Raw genomic sequence first — 15,817 nt, 5'->3', positions numbered from 1 at the left:
ACCGAGCCCGCGCTCCGGGCGACGGCGCCGGGTGACCGCGGTGCGCATCGCTCGTTGAGCCGGTCATGAAGAAGTCGAAGCGCGTTCTCACCGCTCTCGCCCTGATGGGCACGGCCTTCGCGGCCACCGCCTCGTCCGCAGGCTCCGCGCACGCCCTCGCGGGGATCGGGGAGGGGCCCGGCGGGCTGCTCGCCGCGCCCGGATTCCTGATCGCCGACCAGGTCGGCGGCGGCTCGCTGCCGGTCGGGCAGGGGGAGATCGGCAGCCTGGCGGACAAGGCCGTCAAGGAGAAGATGAAGGAGTCGCAGGGGCACTGAGCCCGGCCCTGCCGCCGGGGTTACTCGTCGAGCTCCGCGACGCCGGTGATGCGGTGCAGGGCGAAGGTGCGGAGCTCGTCGGCGTGGTGGTCGAAGGCGGTGACGAAGCCGCCTTCGACCTTGACCGGGTCGATGATCCGCTGGCTGGCGATGCCCTCGGCGTTGAGGTAGCCGATCCACATCCGTTCGCCGAGCAGGACGGCGGTCTGCAGGGCCGCGAGGGTCTCGGCGGCGGCGGTGCGGGGCAGCTGGCGCGGGTCGGGGGTGGAGTCCCGGCGGTTGACGGTGGCGGCGCGGTCGCCGGCCCGGATGGCCTTGATCGCGGCGGCGAGCAGGGTGTCGTCCGGGGTCGGCGGGCCGTCCGGGACGGGCGCGGGGGCGGTGCGGGGCGGGGTGCGGTGGCTGTCCTGGCGGGTGATCAGGACGTCGCCCTCGGCGGACTCGGCGGCCGGGGCGTAGCCCATCGCGCGCAGGGCGGCGAGCAGGGCGTCCGGGGCGGCCTGGGCGGCGAGGACGGTGGGGGCGAGCAGCCGCAGCCGCAGGTCGGCGGAGCGGCGGTCGGCGAGGACCTCGTTCAGCAGGGACGGGTCGTCGCAGCGCAGGTAGGAGGAGGCGGCGCCGACCCGCAGGACGCCGTGCCGGCGGGCGACGTCGTCGATCAGGTAGGCGAGCGGCTGCGGGACGGGCGTCCGGGAGTGCTGCTCCAGGAAGGCCCGCAGGTCGGCGGCGGTGCGTCCGGCGTCGAGGGCGCGGCGGACGGACACCGGGGTGAAGCGGTAGACGGTGGCGCCGCCCTTGGACTCGATGTCGGCGCACAGCGCGAGGGCCTGGGCGAGCGGGGTGAGCAGCGGGCCGGGGGCGATCGCGGTGAGGTCCGGTTGCAGGATCACGTGGTCGAGCGGCTGCGGCAGCAGCGGGGCGAGCACCTCGGCCGGGTCGGATTCGGCGGTGAGCAGGGCGCGGGCGGGGGCGGCGAGGGCGCCGCGGCCGGTGACGCCGAGGAGTTCGGCCTCGGCGAGGGTCCAGGCGGTGAGGTCGTCGCGCAGCTCGTGGCCGTCCGGGCCGGTGGGGCCGCCGCGCAGCGGGCGCTGCCAGCGCAGGGTGGGCAGGAGTTCGGCGGCGGTGGCGGGGGTGCCGGGCGGGAGCTCGGCGAGCAGCGCGAGGGTGGCGCGGCGGACGGACGGGGCGAGGGTGCGGTCGAGTTCGGGCCCGAGGGCGGCGCGCGGCTTGCCCTTGCCGTCCGGGGTGCCGGTGAGGGCGGGGACGCGGGTGGCGGCGAGCCAGGCGGCGGCGAGGACGGACCAGCGTTCGGCGGTGTCCCGCTGGAGCCAGCCGTCGTAGGCGGGGGTCGGGGCCCAGCGTTCGTCGGCCTCGCCGTCGGGGGCCAGCAGTCCGGCGGCGTAGGCGAGTTCGAGCCAGAAGGCGGACTGCTGCTCGGTGGTCTCCAGGGCCTGCGCGGTGCGCTTGAGGTCGCGGACGCCGAGGCCGCCGGCGCGCAGCGTGGGCGGCGGGGTGAGGCCCCAGGTGTCGAGGAGTTCCTCGACGGTCTTGACGGCGGTGTGGGCCTGGCCGGCCGCCGCGCCGTCCACAGCCTGTGGATCGCGCGGGGCGGCGGCCGGGGCGGGCTCGGGCTGGACCGGCTCGACGGCGCGGTGGGTGCGGCCGCCGCGCAGGTGCAGGGCCAGTTCGCGCGGCAGGACGACGCTGCCCGGCCCGCTGGGCAGCAGCAGCCCGCGGGCGAGCAGCCACTCGACGGGGCTCTGCGCGTCCTCGGCGGTGACCGGGCGGGTGGCGTCCGGGACGGTGCCGGTCGGCGGCCCCCAGACCAGCCGTTCCAGTAGCCGCAGCGCGGCCTCGGGGGCGGTGTCGAGCAGCGCCGCGCAGCGGGCGCGGTCGTTCAGCAGGGAGGTGAGCGCGTCGACGGCGGTGACCGGGTCCGGGGTGGCGGGCTGCCCGGCGGAGGCGAGCAGCTGTTGCAGCCGGGCCGGGGACATGCCGACGGTCGCGTCGGAGAGGGTCGGGCCGAGGCCGGTGCGGCCGGGGTTGGCGGCCGTCGGGGCGAGTGCCTCGCGGACGGCGAGGACCAGCCGCAGGCCGTTGTCCGGGCCCCAGAGCAGCGCCCGGTCGCGCAGGGTGGCGATCGCCCGGGGGAGGGCGGCGGCGACGGCGGACCGGTCGGCGGGCGTCAGCGGGGTCGCGCCGGGGTGCGGCTTGACCTTGGCCGGGCCGGTCAGCAGGGTGCGGACGGTGGCCAGGCCGGTGCCGTCCGGGGCGGTGGCCAGGGCCTCGGCGACTTGCAGGGTGAAGCGGTCCAGGCGCTCCAGGGCGCGCAGCGCCGAGGCGCGGGAGGAGAGCCGGGCGGACAGCTGGGTGAGGTCGCCGGGGACGGGGTTGAGCAGGTCGGGGCGGGAGCGGAGCAGGGCGGCGAGCGCGTCGTCGGGGCGGGCGCGCAACTCCTCGGCGAGGGTGCGGGGGCCGGCGGCGGACCTGCCCTGGCGTTGAGGGCCCTGCTGTGTGGTCATTCGACCTAGGTTAGTCGGGCGGGCGGACGGCGGGGTGTCCGTGCGGCGGCCCGTGGTGGACCGGTCCTCAGGACTCGCGCGGGCGGGGGCGGGGTGGGTAGCGTCACGGCCGAGGGTGGTTCGGTGGGCCGGGGTTCGGGCGCGAGGCGGGGTGTCGGTGATGACGGACGGCGAGTGGTGGCGCAGGAGCGGGCCGTGGAGCGGCCGTTCGGGGGGCGGGGCGGGGGCCTCCGGCGGGTCTGCCGGGTCCGGTGCTGCCGGCGACAAGGGCGGTTCGGGCGGTTCGGGTGCATCCGGCGCCTCCGGTCCGTCCGGTCCGTCCGGTGCCTCCGACGGGGACAGCGTGTACGACACGGCGGCGCCGGGCGGCGGGACCCCGTCGGTGCCGCTGGACCCGCCCCGGACGCCGCGCACCCCGGGGGCCGGGGCGCCGCCCGTCCAGCTGGACAAGCCGCGTTTCGACGGGCCCGAGGACGATCCGGGCTCCATCCCGCCGCCCCAGGTGTACAGCTCCGGCGCGAACGGCTGGGATCTGGTGCTGCTCAACTTCTCGGACGCGCCGCAGGCTCCGCCGAAGCCGATCCCCGAGCAGCGTGCCGGGGACGGGGCGGGAGCGGCGGGTGCGCAGGCCGCCGATCCGGCGGGGGCTGTGGCTGGGGCGGCTGCGGCGGCCTCGGCGAAGGGGAAGAAGCAGCGCAAGGCCAAGGGGAGGGCGACCGCCGCGGGGAAGGCGAAGGCGCAGCCGACCGCCCCCGCCGGCCAGGCCGGTGCCGGTGCGGGCGCAACTGCCGGTGCGGGCGCGAGTGCGGGCGCGGGCGTCGGGGCCCGTCGGCCGTCCCTGCTGGTCCTGCTCTCCTGCGGGCTGCTGATCGGCGGCGCCGCCATGAGCTTCTTCCCGGCCATGCTGGTCGGCTGGGCCCTCGGCTACCTGTCCCGCCAACTCTCCGATCTGATGCGCAAGTTCGTCATCCTCGGGATCCCGCTGATCACGATGAGCGCGGCCACCCTGCACGCCATGCAGGCCAAGCCGGGCGCCCAGGGCGGCGCGGGCGTGCAGGCCGGTGCGCAGTTCAGTCAGATCAGCTGGTCGGCGGCCCCGGGCGTGCTGCGCCTGTCGGCGGTGCTGTCGGCGGTGGTGCTGCTGCTGTTGAGCCTGCGCCGTCGTCCGCCGCAGCAGGGCTGACGCCCGGGACGAGGGCGGCGAAGCCGGTGCAGAGCAGTCGGATGCTCTGGGTGAACTTCTCGTCCTGGCCGATTCGGGGGATCAACTCGCCCATGATCAGCGGAAACTCCGCGCACAGGTCGGCGTAGAGCTCGGCGCTGACGGGTGGTGGGGCCGGTGGCTGGTTCTGTTCCTGGAGGACGAAGCCGGTGACGTGGCTGAGCAGGATGTCGGCGGCGATGCCGCAGTGGACGGTGGGCAGGCCGGCGTCGAGGAGGGTGCGCAGCAGGCGTTCCATCAGGGAGAGGCCGCCGGAGCTGAGGACGCCGGGGCTCTCGGCGAGGAGCAGTGCGCCGCCGGGGTGTTGCTGGATGCTGCGGCGCAGGGTGGCGGCCTGGGCCTCGACCCGGTCCCGCCAGGTGGCGTCGGGGGGGAGGGCGGCGAGGGCCGCGGTGCCGGTGTCGTAGGCCTGTCGGCAGACGCGGTCGGCCATCAGGGTGAGCAACTCGTCCTTGCCGCGCACGTGGTAGTAGAGGCTGCCGGCGTGGGCGTCGAGGCGGTCGGCGACCTGGCGCATGGACAGGTTGTGGTAGCCGACCTCCGCGAAGACGGCCATGCCCGCATCGACGATGCGCTCCTTGGTGAGCTTCATGGCTCCACCGTACAACGCTTTCCAACACTGTTCGAAAACTGTGCTAGCTTTGCCCTGCCCGGTTTTCGAACGGCGTTGGAATGTGATGGGGGAGGGGCAGTCATGGGGGCGATCCTGTTCAACGTGACCACGGCCGCGCTGATGGTCATGATGGTCAACTGCGGGCTCGGCGTGGTCGGCCGGGACACGCTGCGGGGGCGGCCGATCCCGTGGGCGGCGGTCGCCCTGACCGCGCTCGCCGTCGGTGGCGTGCTGCTCCAGCTGCTCTGGTCCGGCGCCATGGACGCGCTCGACGCCGACCCCGCCAAGTCCGGCTGGTGGCGCGAGTTCACCTCGGTCTTCATGCAGAACGGCGGCCTCGGCGGCGGACTGTGGAACCTCGCCACCCTCGCCGCCGTCGCCGCGCTCGCCCAGTGGTACTGGGGCGGCCCGCTCACCCTCGCCTTCTTCCTCGCGGGCATCCTGCTGCCCGGCCGGATCGACGGCCTGCTCGGCTTCGGCGACGGCCCCAGCACCGACCCCCGCAACTTCGCCGGGAGCTCCGGCGCCACCTACTTCCTCGGCGCCACCCTGGCCCTCGCCTTCCTCACCCGCACCCGTCTGCCCAAGGAGCGCGCCCTGGCCGTCGGCGTCCCGGTGCTGGGCCTCGCCATGTGGCTCGCCCAGGACAACGGACACGGCCTGGTGGCGGTCTACGGCTTCGCCCTCGGTGCGGTGGCCTGGGCGGTTCGCGGTCGCCTGGCGCGACGGTAGCTTGGGCCCGACCCGCTGAGCCCCGCCCGACCCGCTGAGCCCCGCCCGACCCGCCACGACCCGGAGGTGCCCGATGGCCCGCCTGTACGTACGGCCCGGCCCGAATCCCGACGAACCGGACGCGCCCGCCGCGGTCCTGGTCGTCGACCCCGACGGCACCCCCGGTGAGCGCGCCCTGGACCGGCTCGGCTCGTACTGCTACGAGGGCGACGGGGTGTTCTACCTGGTGCAGACGGACGGTTGGTTCGAGCCCTCCCTGGAGGGGGACCGGCTGGCGATCTCGGTGGCCGTCTACCCGGTGGCGCTGGAGCAGGTGGGCGTCGACCCCGCCGACTTCCCCGACCGCTCGACCGTCGACCCGCGCGCCCACCTGGTCCTGCGCGCCGGGACGACCGTCGATCCGGTGCTGCCCGCCTGGTTCGACGAGGGGCTGGCCGTCTTCACCGCCGGCCCCGGCACCCCGCTCGAAGACCTCCTCGCCTCCGAGGACGACTGGCCGATCATCCTCGCGCCGCCGCCCGAGGAGATCCAGGACGGCGACGACGAGTAGGGCATCGCCCCGCCGGGCCCGGATCGCCCGCCCTGTCGGGCCCGGATCGCTCAGCCCGGCGGCCGGTGCGACCTCCGCTCAGCGCGCGAAGCCCGCCAGCAGCCCCCGCGGGTCGAAGGTCACCCGGATCCGGGTGATCCTCCCGTTCTCCACGTGGCTCCAGTTCGCCGTCGGCGCCGGTGGCGCGATGCTCGTGTGCAGGTCGAACCAGGTGATCACGTCGTCCCCCTCGGCGACCCGGGCGTGCACCTCGATCTTCTCCAACACCTGCCCGAGCCCCTTCAGTCCGGCCAGGGCCTCCTCCACCCCCGACACCGTGGCCAGCGGGCCCACGAAGTCGACGTCCTCCGCCAGCAGCCCCCGCAGCGTCTCGAAGTCGCCCGCCTGCCAGGCCGCGAAGTAGGTCTCGGAAATCCCACGTGCAGTCTTCGTCGTCGTCATGCCTCCATCCCCGTCGTCGACGCACCGGTCCGGGCCCGCCTCGGCCTGGTCGCCCGACCCGACCAGCACTCGCCGGCCGTGCGCCTGCTGCACGCCCGGCTCCGTGCGTCCCTGCGGGCGGCGGACTGAGCGCGGCCGGCTGAGCGCTCGGGCAGCCAGGCGGTCAGGTGGTCGGGCGGTCGGGCGGTCGGGCGGTCGGGCGCTTGGGCGCTTGGGCAGCCAGGCGCTCAGCCGTTCCAGCGCGGATCGCGCCCGGAGGCGGCCAGCGCGCGGTCCAGCGTCGGAGCGCCGTCCGGCACCGCCACCGGGGCGGCGAAGCCGCCGTACCGGCGGTACAGCTCGGCGTTCTCCTCGACGACCGCCAGCACCAGCTGCGCGAACTCCTCGTCGATCCCGATCGGACCGCCGGTCGTCCGGGCGACGTCCCAGCCGTGCAGGACGAGCTCCGCGATCAGCATCCGGGCGATGCCCTCCGCCGGTGCCGAGGATCCGCCGAGGTCGACGTGCCCCTCCCAGACGGCCGGGTCGGCCCAGGTCGCGACGGCGCGGTCCAGCCGGGCCGCGTAGGCGGCGGGCCAGCCGGGGTCGGCGGTGAAGTCGCGGTCGACCAGTTCCTCGGGCAGTTCGGTGCGGCGGGCCCGGTGCTCCAGGCCGTGCGAGGTGTAGAGCACCCAGTGGTTGACGAGCGCACGGGCGTCGAAGTCCGTGCAGGGTGTCGGGCCGTCCAGCGGGTGGTCCGCCGGGACGCCGTCGGCGACCCGGGCGGCGGCCGCGGCGGCGCGCGCCAGCAGGGGGTGCAGCGGGTGGGTGTCCCGGGTCGGGTGATCGTTCATGCCCCGATCCTGCGCCGGTCGGGCCGCCGGGTCTTGAAGAAACGCGACGGCCGGTGCCCTGACCAGGAGCGACGCCGCGGGCCCCGGCCAGGAGCGCCGGCCCGGGGCCCGCGGTGGCCGCCCCGGCTGCGGCAACCGGTTCAGAGTAGGCAGGCAGACTGCTAATATTAAGCAGGCAGCCTGCCTATCTCTACCGGGACCTCCCCAGCAGGCCAGCTCCGTCGCAGAGGTTCCGGAGGAAGGGGGCCGACATGCCTCTCCCCGGTGACACCCACACCCCGCAGCAGACGGCCGCGACCGCGACGCCCACCGGCAACCCCTTCGGCCCGCGCTTCGTGGCCCCGCTGTACCTGGGGGCCTCGCTCAACCCGGTCAACAGCTCGATCATCGCGACCGCGCTGGTGGCCATCGCGGCCGCCCTGCACCTCCCCGTCGGGGACACCGCGGTCCTGATCTCCTGCCTGTACCTCACCAGCGCGCTGGCCCAGCCCGCCGCCGGGCGGCTCGCCGAGGAGTTCGGGCCCCGGCGGATCTTCGTCGCCGGCATCGTGCTGGTGTTCGCGGCCGGGATCGTCGGCACGCTGGCCCACTCGATGGCCGCCCTGATCGCGGCCCGGGTGCTGATCGGCGCGGGCACCTCGGCCGGCTACCCGGCCGCGATGCTGCTGATCCGCCGCCGCGCCGAACAGGCCGGTTACCAGGCCCCGCCGCGCGGGGTGCTCGGTGGCCTGGCGATCACCGGCGCCGCCACCGTCGCCGTCGGCCCCGCCCTCGGCGGACTGCTGGTGGGCTGGTTCGGCTGGCAGACCGCCTTCTGGATCAACATTCCGGTCGCCGCCGTCGCCCTGGTCCTGGCCGTGGTCGGGATCGCGCCGGACCCCGACCCGGTGTGCCTCGGTTCACCCCGCGCCCTCGCCTCCCGCCTCGACCTGCCCGGCATGCTGGGCTTCGGCGGCTCGCTCACCGCCCTGATGGTCTTCCTCGCCGCCCTGCCGCGCCCGGACTGGCCCGCGCTCGCCGCCGCCCTCGTCCTCGCCGCCGTGCTGGTCGGCTGGGAACTGCGCGCCGCCCACCCGTTCCTCGACGTCCGGCTGCTCGCCTCCAACGGGGCCCTGACCCGCACCTACGTGCGCAACGGCCTGACGCTGATGGGCACGTACGTGATCCTCTACGGGCTCACCCAGTGGCTGGAGGCGGCCCGCGGGCTGTCCGCCTACCAGGCCGGCCTGGCGCTGATGCCGATGGGCGTCCTGAGCGCCGTGACCGCCCGGGCGGTGGCACGACGGACGGGCGTGCGGCTGCCGTTGATCGCCTGCGCGGTGCTGCTGCTGCTCGGCGCGGTGGCCGTGCTGTTCGTGGGCGTCGGCACCCCGATGGCGGCGGTCGTCGCCGTCAGCGCGGTGTTCGGGCTGACCTCCGGCGCCGGGACGGTCGCCAACCAGACCGTCCTCTACCAGGAGGCCCCCGCCGCGACGGTCGGCACCGCCTCCGGACTGCTGCGCACCTTCGGCTACCTCGGCTCCATCGCCTCGGCGGCGATCACCGGCGCCGCCTTCCACGACCGGGTGGGCGACGCCGGCCTGCACTCCATCGCCTGGGTGCTGGTCGCGATCTCCGCCCTCCTCCTCGTCCTGACCGCCTGCGACCGCCGACTCGCCGAGTCCTAGCCGCCGCAGGCGAACCGGCCCGGACCCACCCGGCCCGGGCCCACCTCAACCCGCAGAGAGCCGATCCACGACATGACCACCATGACCACCGTGACCGAGACCGCGCCCGCGATCGACCCCGCGCGCACCGCGCTGCTGTTGATGGACTTCCAGCCCGCCGCCCTCGGCGCCGTTCCCGACCCGGAGGGTCTGCTGGCCCGCGCGGGCGAGGCGCTGGCCTGGGCCCGCGCCCACGGCACGCACGTCGTCTTCGTCCGCGTCGCGTTCGCCGAGGCGGACCTCGCCGCCGTCCCCGCCCGCAACAAGGCCTTCGCCCGGGTCGCCGAGGCCGGCCACCTCGCCGACGGCCACCCCGCGACGGCCGTGCACGAGTCCCTGGAGATCCGCGAGGACGACGTGACCGTGCGCAAGACGCGCTTCGGCGTCTTCGCCGGTGACACCGATCTGCGCGCCGAACTGCGCGGGCGGGACGTGGACACCCTGGTCCTCGCCGGGCTCTCCACCAGCGGGGTGGTGCTGACCACCCTCCGGCAGGCGGCCGACGAGGACTACCGCCTGTTCGTCCTGGCCGACGCCACCGCCGACCCCGACCCGGAGGTGCACCGGGTGCTCATGGAGAAGGTCTTCCCGCGCCAGGCCTGGATCGTCGCCACCGCGGACCTGGCCGCCCTGAGCGTGCCCGGGAGCCGGTGAGGCGCGGCGGAGACGTGCGACGGGGTCTGGCGCTAGCCGCTCACCACTTCCCGGACCGCCGTGAGGAAGTCCGCCGTCCGGGGATGGGTGGGGTGAGCGGGGTGGGCGAGGTAGACGGTGGCGCCAGGGGCGTCCGAGACCGGGAGGAAGCGGACGCCCGGATGGCTGTGGCTCTCCGCGGTACCTGCCGCGCCGAGGCCGAACGCACCGCCGGTGGCGATGAGGTTCAGCCACTCGTCCACGTTGCCCACCTCGACCGTCCCGACCGGGCACTGCTCCGGGGGCCACAGGTCCGGTGAGGCGGTACCGACACCCGGCCACAGGGCCAGCGGGAGGTCCTGGCCGACGGTGAGTTCGGCCAGCAGCACCCCGTCCCGGTCCGCAAGGGGGTGGTCGTCGGACAGGGCCGCGACCTGGCCCTCCGTGTAAAGGGCCTCGGTGCGGATACGCGGATCGGCGGGGACGGTGCGGAGCACCGCCACGTCGGTGTCCCCGGTGGCGAGGCCCGCGGTGCTGTTGTCCCGTCGGACCACCTCGAGCGGGGCGTGCGGGTGTGTGCGGCGCCACGACCGGAGCAGCGGGACGGTCTGCTGTCCGAGCACCGCGCAGGTGTAGCCCAGCCGTAGGGGGCGGGAGATCGTCCGGGCGTCCGCGAGGGCCGCATCCAGGTGGGCGAGGATCGCCCGAGCGTGTCCGAGGAGGGTGGTGCCGGCCTGGGTGAGGGCCAGGTGCCGGGAGGAGCGGTCGACGAGCCGGACGCCGACGCGGGTCTCCATCTGGGCAAGCGTGCGGGAGAGGGCGGGCTGCGTCATGTGTAGCCGGGCCGCGGCGGCGGTGACGGTGCCCGCCTCGGCCAGCGCGTCCAGGGCCCTGAGATGGCGCAGTTCCACATCATCCATGCCTGTGGAGCATAGTCCCTGCCCAAACGGCATTTCCGGGGACGGGGCGTGATCCGTAGCGTCACAGGTGCCCGGGGCGGTTCCCGGGGTTCGGTCCCGAGACGTGATGGACGGTGTGGGTCATGAGGATTCTTCTGGTCGGTGCGAGTGGAACGCTGGGCAGCGCGGTGCGCCGGGCGCTCGCGGAGCGCGGCCACGAGGTGATCGGCGCGGGCCGCACGGGCGGGGACCTGGTGGCCGATGTCACCGACCCGGAAGCGGTGGCCAGGCTGTACGCGCAGGCAGGCCCGCTGGACGCGGTCGCGGTCGCGGCGGGCGCCGCCGTGTTCAAGCCGCTCGGCGAGCTGACCGCCGGCGATGTCGCGGCGACGTTCCGCGGCAAGGCGCTGAGCCAGTTGGAGCTGGTCCGCCAGGGCGCCTCACACGTAGCCAGGACCGGCTCGTTCACTCTGGTCAGCGGGATCCTCACCGAGGAGCCGATCGTGGCCGGGGCGGCCGCATCCGCGGCGAACGGTGCCGTCGAGGCGTTCGTACGAGCCGCCGCGATCGAACTCCCGCCCCAGCGGATCAACGCGGTGAGCCCGACCGTGGTCGAGGAGTCCCTGCCCGCCTACGGGCCCTTCTTCCCCGGCATGGAGGCGGTACCCGCCGCCCGCGTGGCGACGGCGTACGTCCGCTCGATCGAGGGCGCGCAGACCGGCCAGATCTACCGGGTCCGCTAGAAGCAACCGAGCCGGCGCGAAGGACGGGCCCTAGCTGTCCGCCAGGCGGTTCATGATCTCCGCCGCCCGGTCGAGCGTCTTGCGCTCGCCGGCCCGGAGGGTGGATCCGATCACCTCGGCCAGCCACGCCTCCCGCGCCGCCGGGATCCGCTCGCACAGGTCGGCTCCGGCCGGGGTCGCGCTGAAGAGGGACTTGCGCCCGTCGTTCGGGTCCTTGGCGGCGCTGACCAGGCCGCCGGCCCGCAGCGCGGCCACGGTCTCCGCCATGGACTGGCGGCGCACGTGCTCGGCCTGGGCGAGTTCGGTCACGGTCGCCGGGCCTTCCTGCACGACGCGGTGCAGGGTGGTCAGGTGCGACCAGTTCCACGGCAGGTCGTCGATCGGGGCCTCGGTGCGCAGCCGCGCCCGCAGCCGCGTCATCGCGCGCATCAGCTCGACGGCGGTGTCCTCGGGCGGGGCCGGTTCGCTACTCACCGTGCCAGCTTATGGCAGGGCGCAGCCGCCCCGACCGGCGCCGGAACCCCGGCGTACGGGGGCGGGGCCGACCGTCCGGCGGATCCTCGCGCCACGCCCTGGCCTGTCCGGTACGGACTCTCCCGACGCCGCGCGGCGGGTCATGCCTCCAGGAAGCGCTGCAGCTCGGCCAGCATGAAGTTGGCGCCGGTGTACCCGATCCCCTGGAACCACAGCTGGTCGTCCACCGGGAACGCCCGGTGCGCCTTGACCGCCCCCAGCGCCTGCCAACCCGGACTCTCCAGCGCGGCGTCGGTGCCGGCCAGGGCCGGATCGCCGGAGGTGGCGTACAGCAGCAGGTCGCCGTCCGCCTTCGCGATCTGGTCCAGCGGGATCTCGACGTCGGACTGGTCGACGTTCTGCGCGTCCGGCCGCCCCACCTGGGCGTCCGACAGCACGATCCCGGGGAAGCTCTGCTTCCCGAACAGCCGGATCCCGCCGCCCTCCACGAACCGCACCAGGCTCACCTTCCGGCCGGACGCCTTCGCCGCCGACAGGGCCTGCACCACCTGGTTGGCGTGCCGCTGGTACGAGGAGACGAAGGCCGCCGCCGCGGCCTCCCGGCTCAACGCCTGGGCGTGCACCTGGAAGTCGGCCTTCCACGGCGCGCCGGTGGTCTGGGTGAGCACGGTCGGCGCGATCTCCCGCAACTGGTCGTAGCGGTCGCCGTCGCGCGCCTGGTTGGAGAGGATCAGGTCAGGCCGCAGCGCCCGGATCGCGACCAGGTCCGGGGCGCCGGCCAGGCCGACCCGGTGGATCCCGGCGACCCGGGAGGCCGGCCAGTAGGCGGGGAACCGGATGTCGGCGGCCGGCAGCGCGGCGCCCACCGGGGTGATGCCGAGGGTCAGCGCGGAGTCCAGCACGTCCGTGTCGAGGACGACCACCCGCAGCGGCTCGCCCGGCACCAGCACCGGCCCGGTGGCCGCGTCCACCGTGACCGGCGGCACCGGGGTGGGCGAGGCGGACGCGCCCAGGCCGTCGGCGGTCGGCGGCGCCGACCGCCGGGTCGTGCAGGCCGCGAGCGCGGCCCCGCCGAGACCGGCGAGGAACGAACGGCGGGCGATCCGGTGCATCGGCGGTCCTCGGGCGTGAGGCTTCGGGGGCGCGCCGATTATGTCCGGTTTGGTGTGGAATTGCCGTCAGGCGTCCACGGCCGCCGCCCACGGGGCCCCCGGAACGACCAACGGCGTGCCCGTCACCGGGTCCGGCACCACCACTGACTCCAGCCCGAACACCTCCCGCACCAGCTCGGCCGTCACCACCTCGGTCGGCGCGCCCTGCGCCACCACCCGGCCGTCCCGCATCGCCACCAGGTGGTCCGCGTACCGGGCCGCCTGGTTGAGGTCGTGCAGCACCGCCACCACCGTCCGGCCGCGCTCGACGTTCAGCCGGCGGACCAGGTCCAGCACCTCCACCTGGTGCGCGATGTCCAGGTAGGTGGTCGGCTCGTCCAGCAGCAGGATGTCCGTGCCCTGCGCCAGCGCCATCGCGATCCACGCCCGCTGCCGCTGGCCGCCGGACAGCTCGTCCATGCTGCGCTCGGCCAGCTCCGCCGTGGACGTCCGCTCCAGCGCCTCCGTCACCGCCGCCTCGTCCTCCGGCGACCACTGCTGCCACCAGCTCTGGTGCGGCTGGCGGCCCCGCGAGACCAGATCCGCCACCGAGATGCCCTCCGGCGCCGTCGGCGACTGCGGCAGCAGGCCCAGCCGCTGGGCGATCCGCTTCGTCGGGATCCGCGCCAGCTCCTCGCCGTCCAGCAGCACCGCGCCCCGGACCGGCTTCAGCAGACGCCCCAGGGCCCGCAGCAGCGTCGACTTGCCGCAGGCGTTCGGGCCGACGATCACCGTCACCTGCCCGTCCGGGATGCCGACGTCCAGGCCCTCGACGACCGTGCGCGCCTCGTAGGCCAAGGTGAGGCCCCGGGCCTCCAGACGGTGAGCGGACATCAGGAACCTCCACGACGGGAACGAATCAGCAGCCACATCAAGTACGGCGCGCCGACCATGCCGGTCACCACGCCCACCGGCAGCTCGGTCGGCGCCATCAGCCGCCGGGCGATCAGATCGGCCAGCACGACCACCAGCGCGCCCGTCAGCGCCGAGCAGAACAGCGGGACCTGCGCGGACCGGACCAGCCGCAGCGCGATCTGCGGGGCCATCAGCGCCACGAAGTCCACCGGCCCGGCGGCGCCCGCCGCGCACGAGGCCAGCACGATGCCCAGCAGCGCCATGCCGAGGCGGATCCGGTCCAGCCGCAGGCCCAGACCGACGGCCGTCGCGTCGTCGAAGGAGATCGAGCGCTGCGCCCGCGCCGCCCACAGGACGACGGGCACGGCGGCGAGCAGCACCCAGGCCAGCCAGCCGGCCTGGTCGTAGCCGGCGCCGTTCAGGCTGCCCGTCATCCAGACCTTCGCGGCCTGCGCCTGGAAGCCGTCGCCCTTGGTCAGGAACACGGAGGTCAGCGAGGACAGGGCCACGCTGATCCCGATCCCGATCAGCACGAAGCGCTGCGCGTGCAGGCCGCGCCGCCACGCCAGCGCGTACACCAGCAGCCCGGCCACCAGCCCGCCCGCCACCGCCGCGTACGGGGCCTGACCGGTCGAGCCGACCACGCCGTACGCCATCAGCCCGACGACGGTGGCGGTCGCGCCCCAGGTCACGCCCACCACGTCGGGGCTGGCCAGCGGATTGCGGGCGACGGTCTGGATCAGTGCCCCGGCCAGCCCCAGAGCGGTGCCGACCAGCAGGCCCACGACCACCCGGGGCAGCCGGAACTCGCCGACCACCAGCTCGTGCGGGCTCGGCTGCCCGAGCACCACCTTCACCACCTCGACCGGGGACACGGCCGACTCGCCCAGGCAGAGCGAGGCGACGACCGTCCCGGCCAGCGCGACCAGCAGGCCCAGCGCCACCACCGCCGACCGGCGGTGCAGCAGCACGGACGCCCGCCCGGCCCGCAGCACGGCGTACCCGCGCGGGGAGACGGCGCCGCGCCCGACGGTTCGCACACCCTGCGCGCTCATGACGCGACCACCTTCCGGCGGCGCACCAGCGCGACCAGGACCGGGACGCCGACGAGCGCCGTCATCACGCCCGCCGGGACCTCCGACGGCGGGAAGAGGACCCGCCCCAGGGTGTCGGCGAGCAGCAGCAGGGCCGGGCCGAGGACGGCGGAGAAGGCGAGCACCCAGCGGTGGTCCGCGCCGGCGACGGCCCGCGCCGCGTGCGGGACGGCGAGGCCGACGAAGGCGATCGGCCCGGCGGCCGCGACGGCCGAGCCGGTCAGCACCGTCGCGCCGAGCGCGCCGACCGCCCGGACCAGGCCGGTCTTGGCGCCGAGGCCCTTGGCGGTGTCCTCGCCGAGCGCGAGCGCGTCCAGGCCGCGGGCCACCGCGACCACCAGCACCGTGCCGACGGCGAGGAACGGCAGCAGCTGCCAGGCCACGTCCGAGGTCCGCCCGGAGAGCGAGCCGACGTGCCAGAAGCGGAACTGGTCCATGGTGGCCGCGTCGGTCGTCAGCACCATGGTGTTGAGCGAGGCGATGAACGCGGACATCGCCGAGCCGGCCAGCGCCAGCTTGATCGGCGTGGCCCCGCCCCGGCCGCGCCCGGCCAGGCCGTACACGAGCACGGTGGCGATCACGGCGCCCGCGAAGCCGAACCAGACGTAGCCGGTGAGGGTGGAGACGCCGAAGCCGGAGATGGCGAGGACCACGCCGGCCGCCGCGCCCTGGGAGACGCCGAGGATGCCGGGGTCGGCGATCGGGTTGCGGGTGAGGCCCTGCATGACGGCCCCGGCGAGGCCGAGCGCCGCGCCGACGGCCAGTCCGACGACGGTGCGCGGCACCCGCAGCTCGCGGACGACGACGGCGTTGGCCGTGTCGCCGCCGTGCAGCAGGGCGTCGAGGGTGTCGCCGAAGGGGATGGTGCGGCTGCCGACCGCCAGGCTCAGCAGCACCGCGGCGGCCAGGACGGCCAGCGCGGCGGCGAGCCACAGTATTCGGCGGCGCGCTGTCCGTCGCGCGCCGGGTGGCGCGGTGGTGTCGGTCATGGGCCCTCTCCGCAGACAACTCAGGTAAACCTAAGTTCCCGTC

At 75.3% G+C, this 15,817-nt stretch carries 17 protein-coding genes; 7 read left to right on the top strand and 10 right to left on the bottom strand.

The features are described from left to right. The first annotated feature begins 65 nt into the window (after positions 1-65). The gene (locus ACIOGZ_RS34355) at positions 66-317 is read left to right on the top strand and encodes a hypothetical protein (protein WP_280678786.1); all 252 of its coding nucleotides are present in this window, start codon (positions 66-68) and stop codon (positions 315-317) included. A 20-nt stretch (positions 318-337) separates the two neighbouring features. Here the strand turns inward: ACIOGZ_RS34355 and ACIOGZ_RS34350 are convergent, their stop codons facing one another. Continuing rightward, entirely contained in the window at positions 338-2,839 is a 2,502-nt protein-coding gene (locus ACIOGZ_RS34350) for a helicase-associated domain-containing protein (RefSeq protein ID WP_400988834.1), read from the bottom strand. A gap of 343 nt (positions 2,840-3,182) precedes the next feature. Between ACIOGZ_RS34350 and ACIOGZ_RS34345 the strand changes: the two genes are divergently transcribed. Next, positions 3,183-4,022, top strand: coding sequence for a hypothetical protein (locus tag ACIOGZ_RS34345; protein ID WP_363584900.1), 840 nt, complete (start codon positions 3,183-3,185; stop codon positions 4,020-4,022). Here ACIOGZ_RS34345 and ACIOGZ_RS34340 read toward each other — a convergent pair. Then, positions 3,919-4,653: a TetR/AcrR family transcriptional regulator gene (locus tag ACIOGZ_RS34340; RefSeq protein ID WP_363584902.1), complete on the bottom strand. Its 735-nt coding sequence runs from the start codon at positions 4,651-4,653 to the stop codon at positions 3,919-3,921. The genes ACIOGZ_RS34345 and ACIOGZ_RS34340 overlap by 104 nt on opposite strands. Positions 4,654-4,755: 102 nt before the next feature. On the opposite strand from ACIOGZ_RS34340, the gene ACIOGZ_RS34335 reads away from it, so the two are divergent. Next, a complete protein-coding gene (locus ACIOGZ_RS34335; protein WP_363584904.1) occupies positions 4,756-5,406 on the top strand; it encodes a hypothetical protein in 651 nt (216 codons plus the stop codon). A 73-nt stretch (positions 5,407-5,479) separates the two neighbouring features. Beyond that, a complete protein-coding gene (locus tag ACIOGZ_RS34330; RefSeq protein WP_363584906.1) occupies positions 5,480-5,956 on the top strand; it encodes a hypothetical protein in 477 nt (158 codons plus the stop codon). 78 nt (positions 5,957-6,034) lie between these two features. Here the strand turns inward: ACIOGZ_RS34330 and ACIOGZ_RS34325 are convergent, their stop codons facing one another. Next, on the bottom strand, positions 6,035-6,397 hold the full coding sequence (locus ACIOGZ_RS34325; protein ID WP_363584908.1) for a nuclear transport factor 2 family protein: 363 nt from the start codon (positions 6,395-6,397) through the stop codon (positions 6,035-6,037). Positions 6,398-6,624: 227 nt separating this feature from the next. Continuing rightward, a complete protein-coding gene (locus ACIOGZ_RS34320) occupies positions 6,625-7,230 on the bottom strand; it encodes a TIGR03086 family metal-binding protein (RefSeq protein WP_400988832.1) in 606 nt (201 codons plus the stop codon). 251 nt (positions 7,231-7,481) lie between these two features. Between ACIOGZ_RS34320 and ACIOGZ_RS34315 the strand changes: the two genes are divergently transcribed. Next, positions 7,482-8,897, top strand: a complete 1,416-nt coding sequence (locus ACIOGZ_RS34315; RefSeq protein ID WP_400988830.1) for an MFS transporter — start codon at positions 7,482-7,484, stop codon at positions 8,895-8,897. A gap of 72 nt (positions 8,898-8,969) precedes the next feature. Further along, the gene (locus tag ACIOGZ_RS34310; protein WP_400988828.1) at positions 8,970-9,590 is read left to right on the top strand and encodes a cysteine hydrolase family protein; all 621 of its coding nucleotides are present in this window, start codon (positions 8,970-8,972) and stop codon (positions 9,588-9,590) included. A 32-nt stretch (positions 9,591-9,622) separates the two neighbouring features. Here the strand turns inward: ACIOGZ_RS34310 and ACIOGZ_RS34305 are convergent, their stop codons facing one another. Further along, a complete protein-coding gene (locus ACIOGZ_RS34305; RefSeq protein ID WP_400988827.1) occupies positions 9,623-10,489 on the bottom strand; it encodes a LysR family transcriptional regulator in 867 nt (288 codons plus the stop codon). 122 nt (positions 10,490-10,611) lie between these two features. Between ACIOGZ_RS34305 and ACIOGZ_RS34300 the strand changes: the two genes are divergently transcribed. After that, a complete protein-coding gene (locus ACIOGZ_RS34300) occupies positions 10,612-11,211 on the top strand; it encodes a short chain dehydrogenase (protein WP_400988825.1) in 600 nt (199 codons plus the stop codon). A gap of 30 nt (positions 11,212-11,241) precedes the next feature. Here the strand turns inward: ACIOGZ_RS34300 and ACIOGZ_RS34295 are convergent, their stop codons facing one another. The 5 genes from ACIOGZ_RS34295 to ACIOGZ_RS34275 form a co-directional block, all read right to left on the bottom strand. Further along, positions 11,242-11,685, bottom strand: a complete 444-nt coding sequence (locus ACIOGZ_RS34295) for a MarR family transcriptional regulator (protein ID WP_363584920.1) — start codon at positions 11,683-11,685, stop codon at positions 11,242-11,244. A gap of 140 nt (positions 11,686-11,825) precedes the next feature. After that, positions 11,826-12,797, bottom strand: a complete 972-nt coding sequence (locus tag ACIOGZ_RS34290; protein WP_363584922.1) for an iron-siderophore ABC transporter substrate-binding protein — start codon at positions 12,795-12,797, stop codon at positions 11,826-11,828. A 66-nt stretch (positions 12,798-12,863) separates the two neighbouring features. Then, positions 12,864-13,670, bottom strand: a complete 807-nt coding sequence (locus tag ACIOGZ_RS34285) for an ABC transporter ATP-binding protein (protein WP_363584924.1) — start codon at positions 13,668-13,670, stop codon at positions 12,864-12,866. After that, positions 13,670-14,746 carry an iron ABC transporter permease gene (locus ACIOGZ_RS34280; RefSeq protein WP_363584926.1) on the bottom strand — a complete coding sequence of 359 codons (1,077 nt, stop codon included), beginning with the start codon at positions 14,744-14,746 and terminating at the stop codon, positions 13,670-13,672. Before ACIOGZ_RS34280 ends, ACIOGZ_RS34285 begins: the two co-directional genes overlap by 1 nt. Beyond that, positions 14,743-15,774 carry an iron ABC transporter permease gene (locus ACIOGZ_RS34275; RefSeq protein WP_363377332.1) on the bottom strand — a complete coding sequence of 344 codons (1,032 nt, stop codon included), beginning with the start codon at positions 15,772-15,774 and terminating at the stop codon, positions 14,743-14,745. Before ACIOGZ_RS34275 ends, ACIOGZ_RS34280 begins: the two co-directional genes overlap by 4 nt. Positions 15,775-15,817 lie beyond the last annotated feature (43 nt).

This window comes from Kitasatospora sp. NPDC088160 (assembly GCF_044741445.1).
Taxonomy (GTDB): domain Bacteria; phylum Actinomycetota; class Actinomycetes; order Streptomycetales; family Streptomycetaceae; genus Kitasatospora.
The sequence above is the reverse complement of the archived record's forward strand: the minus strand, read 5'-3'. Positions and strand labels throughout refer to the sequence as shown.

What these genes read in the sequence shown, in the direction of transcription:
- ACIOGZ_RS34340 (WP_363584902.1), bottom strand. Translation starts at nt 4,653, where the DNA reads ATGAAGCTCACCAAGGAGCGCATCGTCGATGCGGGCATGGCCGTCTTC.
- ACIOGZ_RS34305 (WP_400988827.1), bottom strand. Translation starts at nt 10,489, where the DNA reads ATGGATGATGTGGAACTGCGCCATCTCAGGGCCCTGGACGCGCTGGCC.
- ACIOGZ_RS34325 (WP_363584908.1), bottom strand. Translation starts at nt 6,397, where the DNA reads ATGACGACGACGAAGACTGCACGTGGGATTTCCGAGACCTACTTCGCG.
- ACIOGZ_RS34300 (WP_400988825.1), top strand. Translation starts at nt 10,612, where the DNA reads ATGAGGATTCTTCTGGTCGGTGCGAGTGGAACGCTGGGCAGCGCGGTG.
- ACIOGZ_RS34275 (WP_363377332.1), bottom strand. Translation starts at nt 15,774, where the DNA reads ATGACCGACACCACCGCGCCACCCGGCGCGCGACGGACAGCGCGCCGC.
- ACIOGZ_RS34350 (WP_400988834.1), bottom strand. Translation starts at nt 2,839, where the DNA reads ATGACCACACAGCAGGGCCCTCAACGCCAGGGCAGGTCCGCCGCCGGC.
- ACIOGZ_RS34285 (WP_363584924.1), bottom strand. Translation starts at nt 13,670, where the DNA reads ATGTCCGCTCACCGTCTGGAGGCCCGGGGCCTCACCTTGGCCTACGAG.
- ACIOGZ_RS34320 (WP_400988832.1), bottom strand. Translation starts at nt 7,230, where the DNA reads ATGAACGATCACCCGACCCGGGACACCCACCCGCTGCACCCCCTGCTG.
- ACIOGZ_RS34335 (WP_363584904.1), top strand. Translation starts at nt 4,756, where the DNA reads ATGGGGGCGATCCTGTTCAACGTGACCACGGCCGCGCTGATGGTCATG.
- ACIOGZ_RS34355 (WP_280678786.1), top strand. Translation starts at nt 66, where the DNA reads ATGAAGAAGTCGAAGCGCGTTCTCACCGCTCTCGCCCTGATGGGCACG.
- ACIOGZ_RS34290 (WP_363584922.1), bottom strand. Translation starts at nt 12,797, where the DNA reads ATGCACCGGATCGCCCGCCGTTCGTTCCTCGCCGGTCTCGGCGGGGCC.
- ACIOGZ_RS34310 (WP_400988828.1), top strand. Translation starts at nt 8,970, where the DNA reads ATGACCACCATGACCACCGTGACCGAGACCGCGCCCGCGATCGACCCC.
- ACIOGZ_RS34330 (WP_363584906.1), top strand. Translation starts at nt 5,480, where the DNA reads ATGGCCCGCCTGTACGTACGGCCCGGCCCGAATCCCGACGAACCGGAC.
- ACIOGZ_RS34280 (WP_363584926.1), bottom strand. Translation starts at nt 14,746, where the DNA reads ATGAGCGCGCAGGGTGTGCGAACCGTCGGGCGCGGCGCCGTCTCCCCG.
- ACIOGZ_RS34315 (WP_400988830.1), top strand. Translation starts at nt 7,482, where the DNA reads ATGCCTCTCCCCGGTGACACCCACACCCCGCAGCAGACGGCCGCGACC.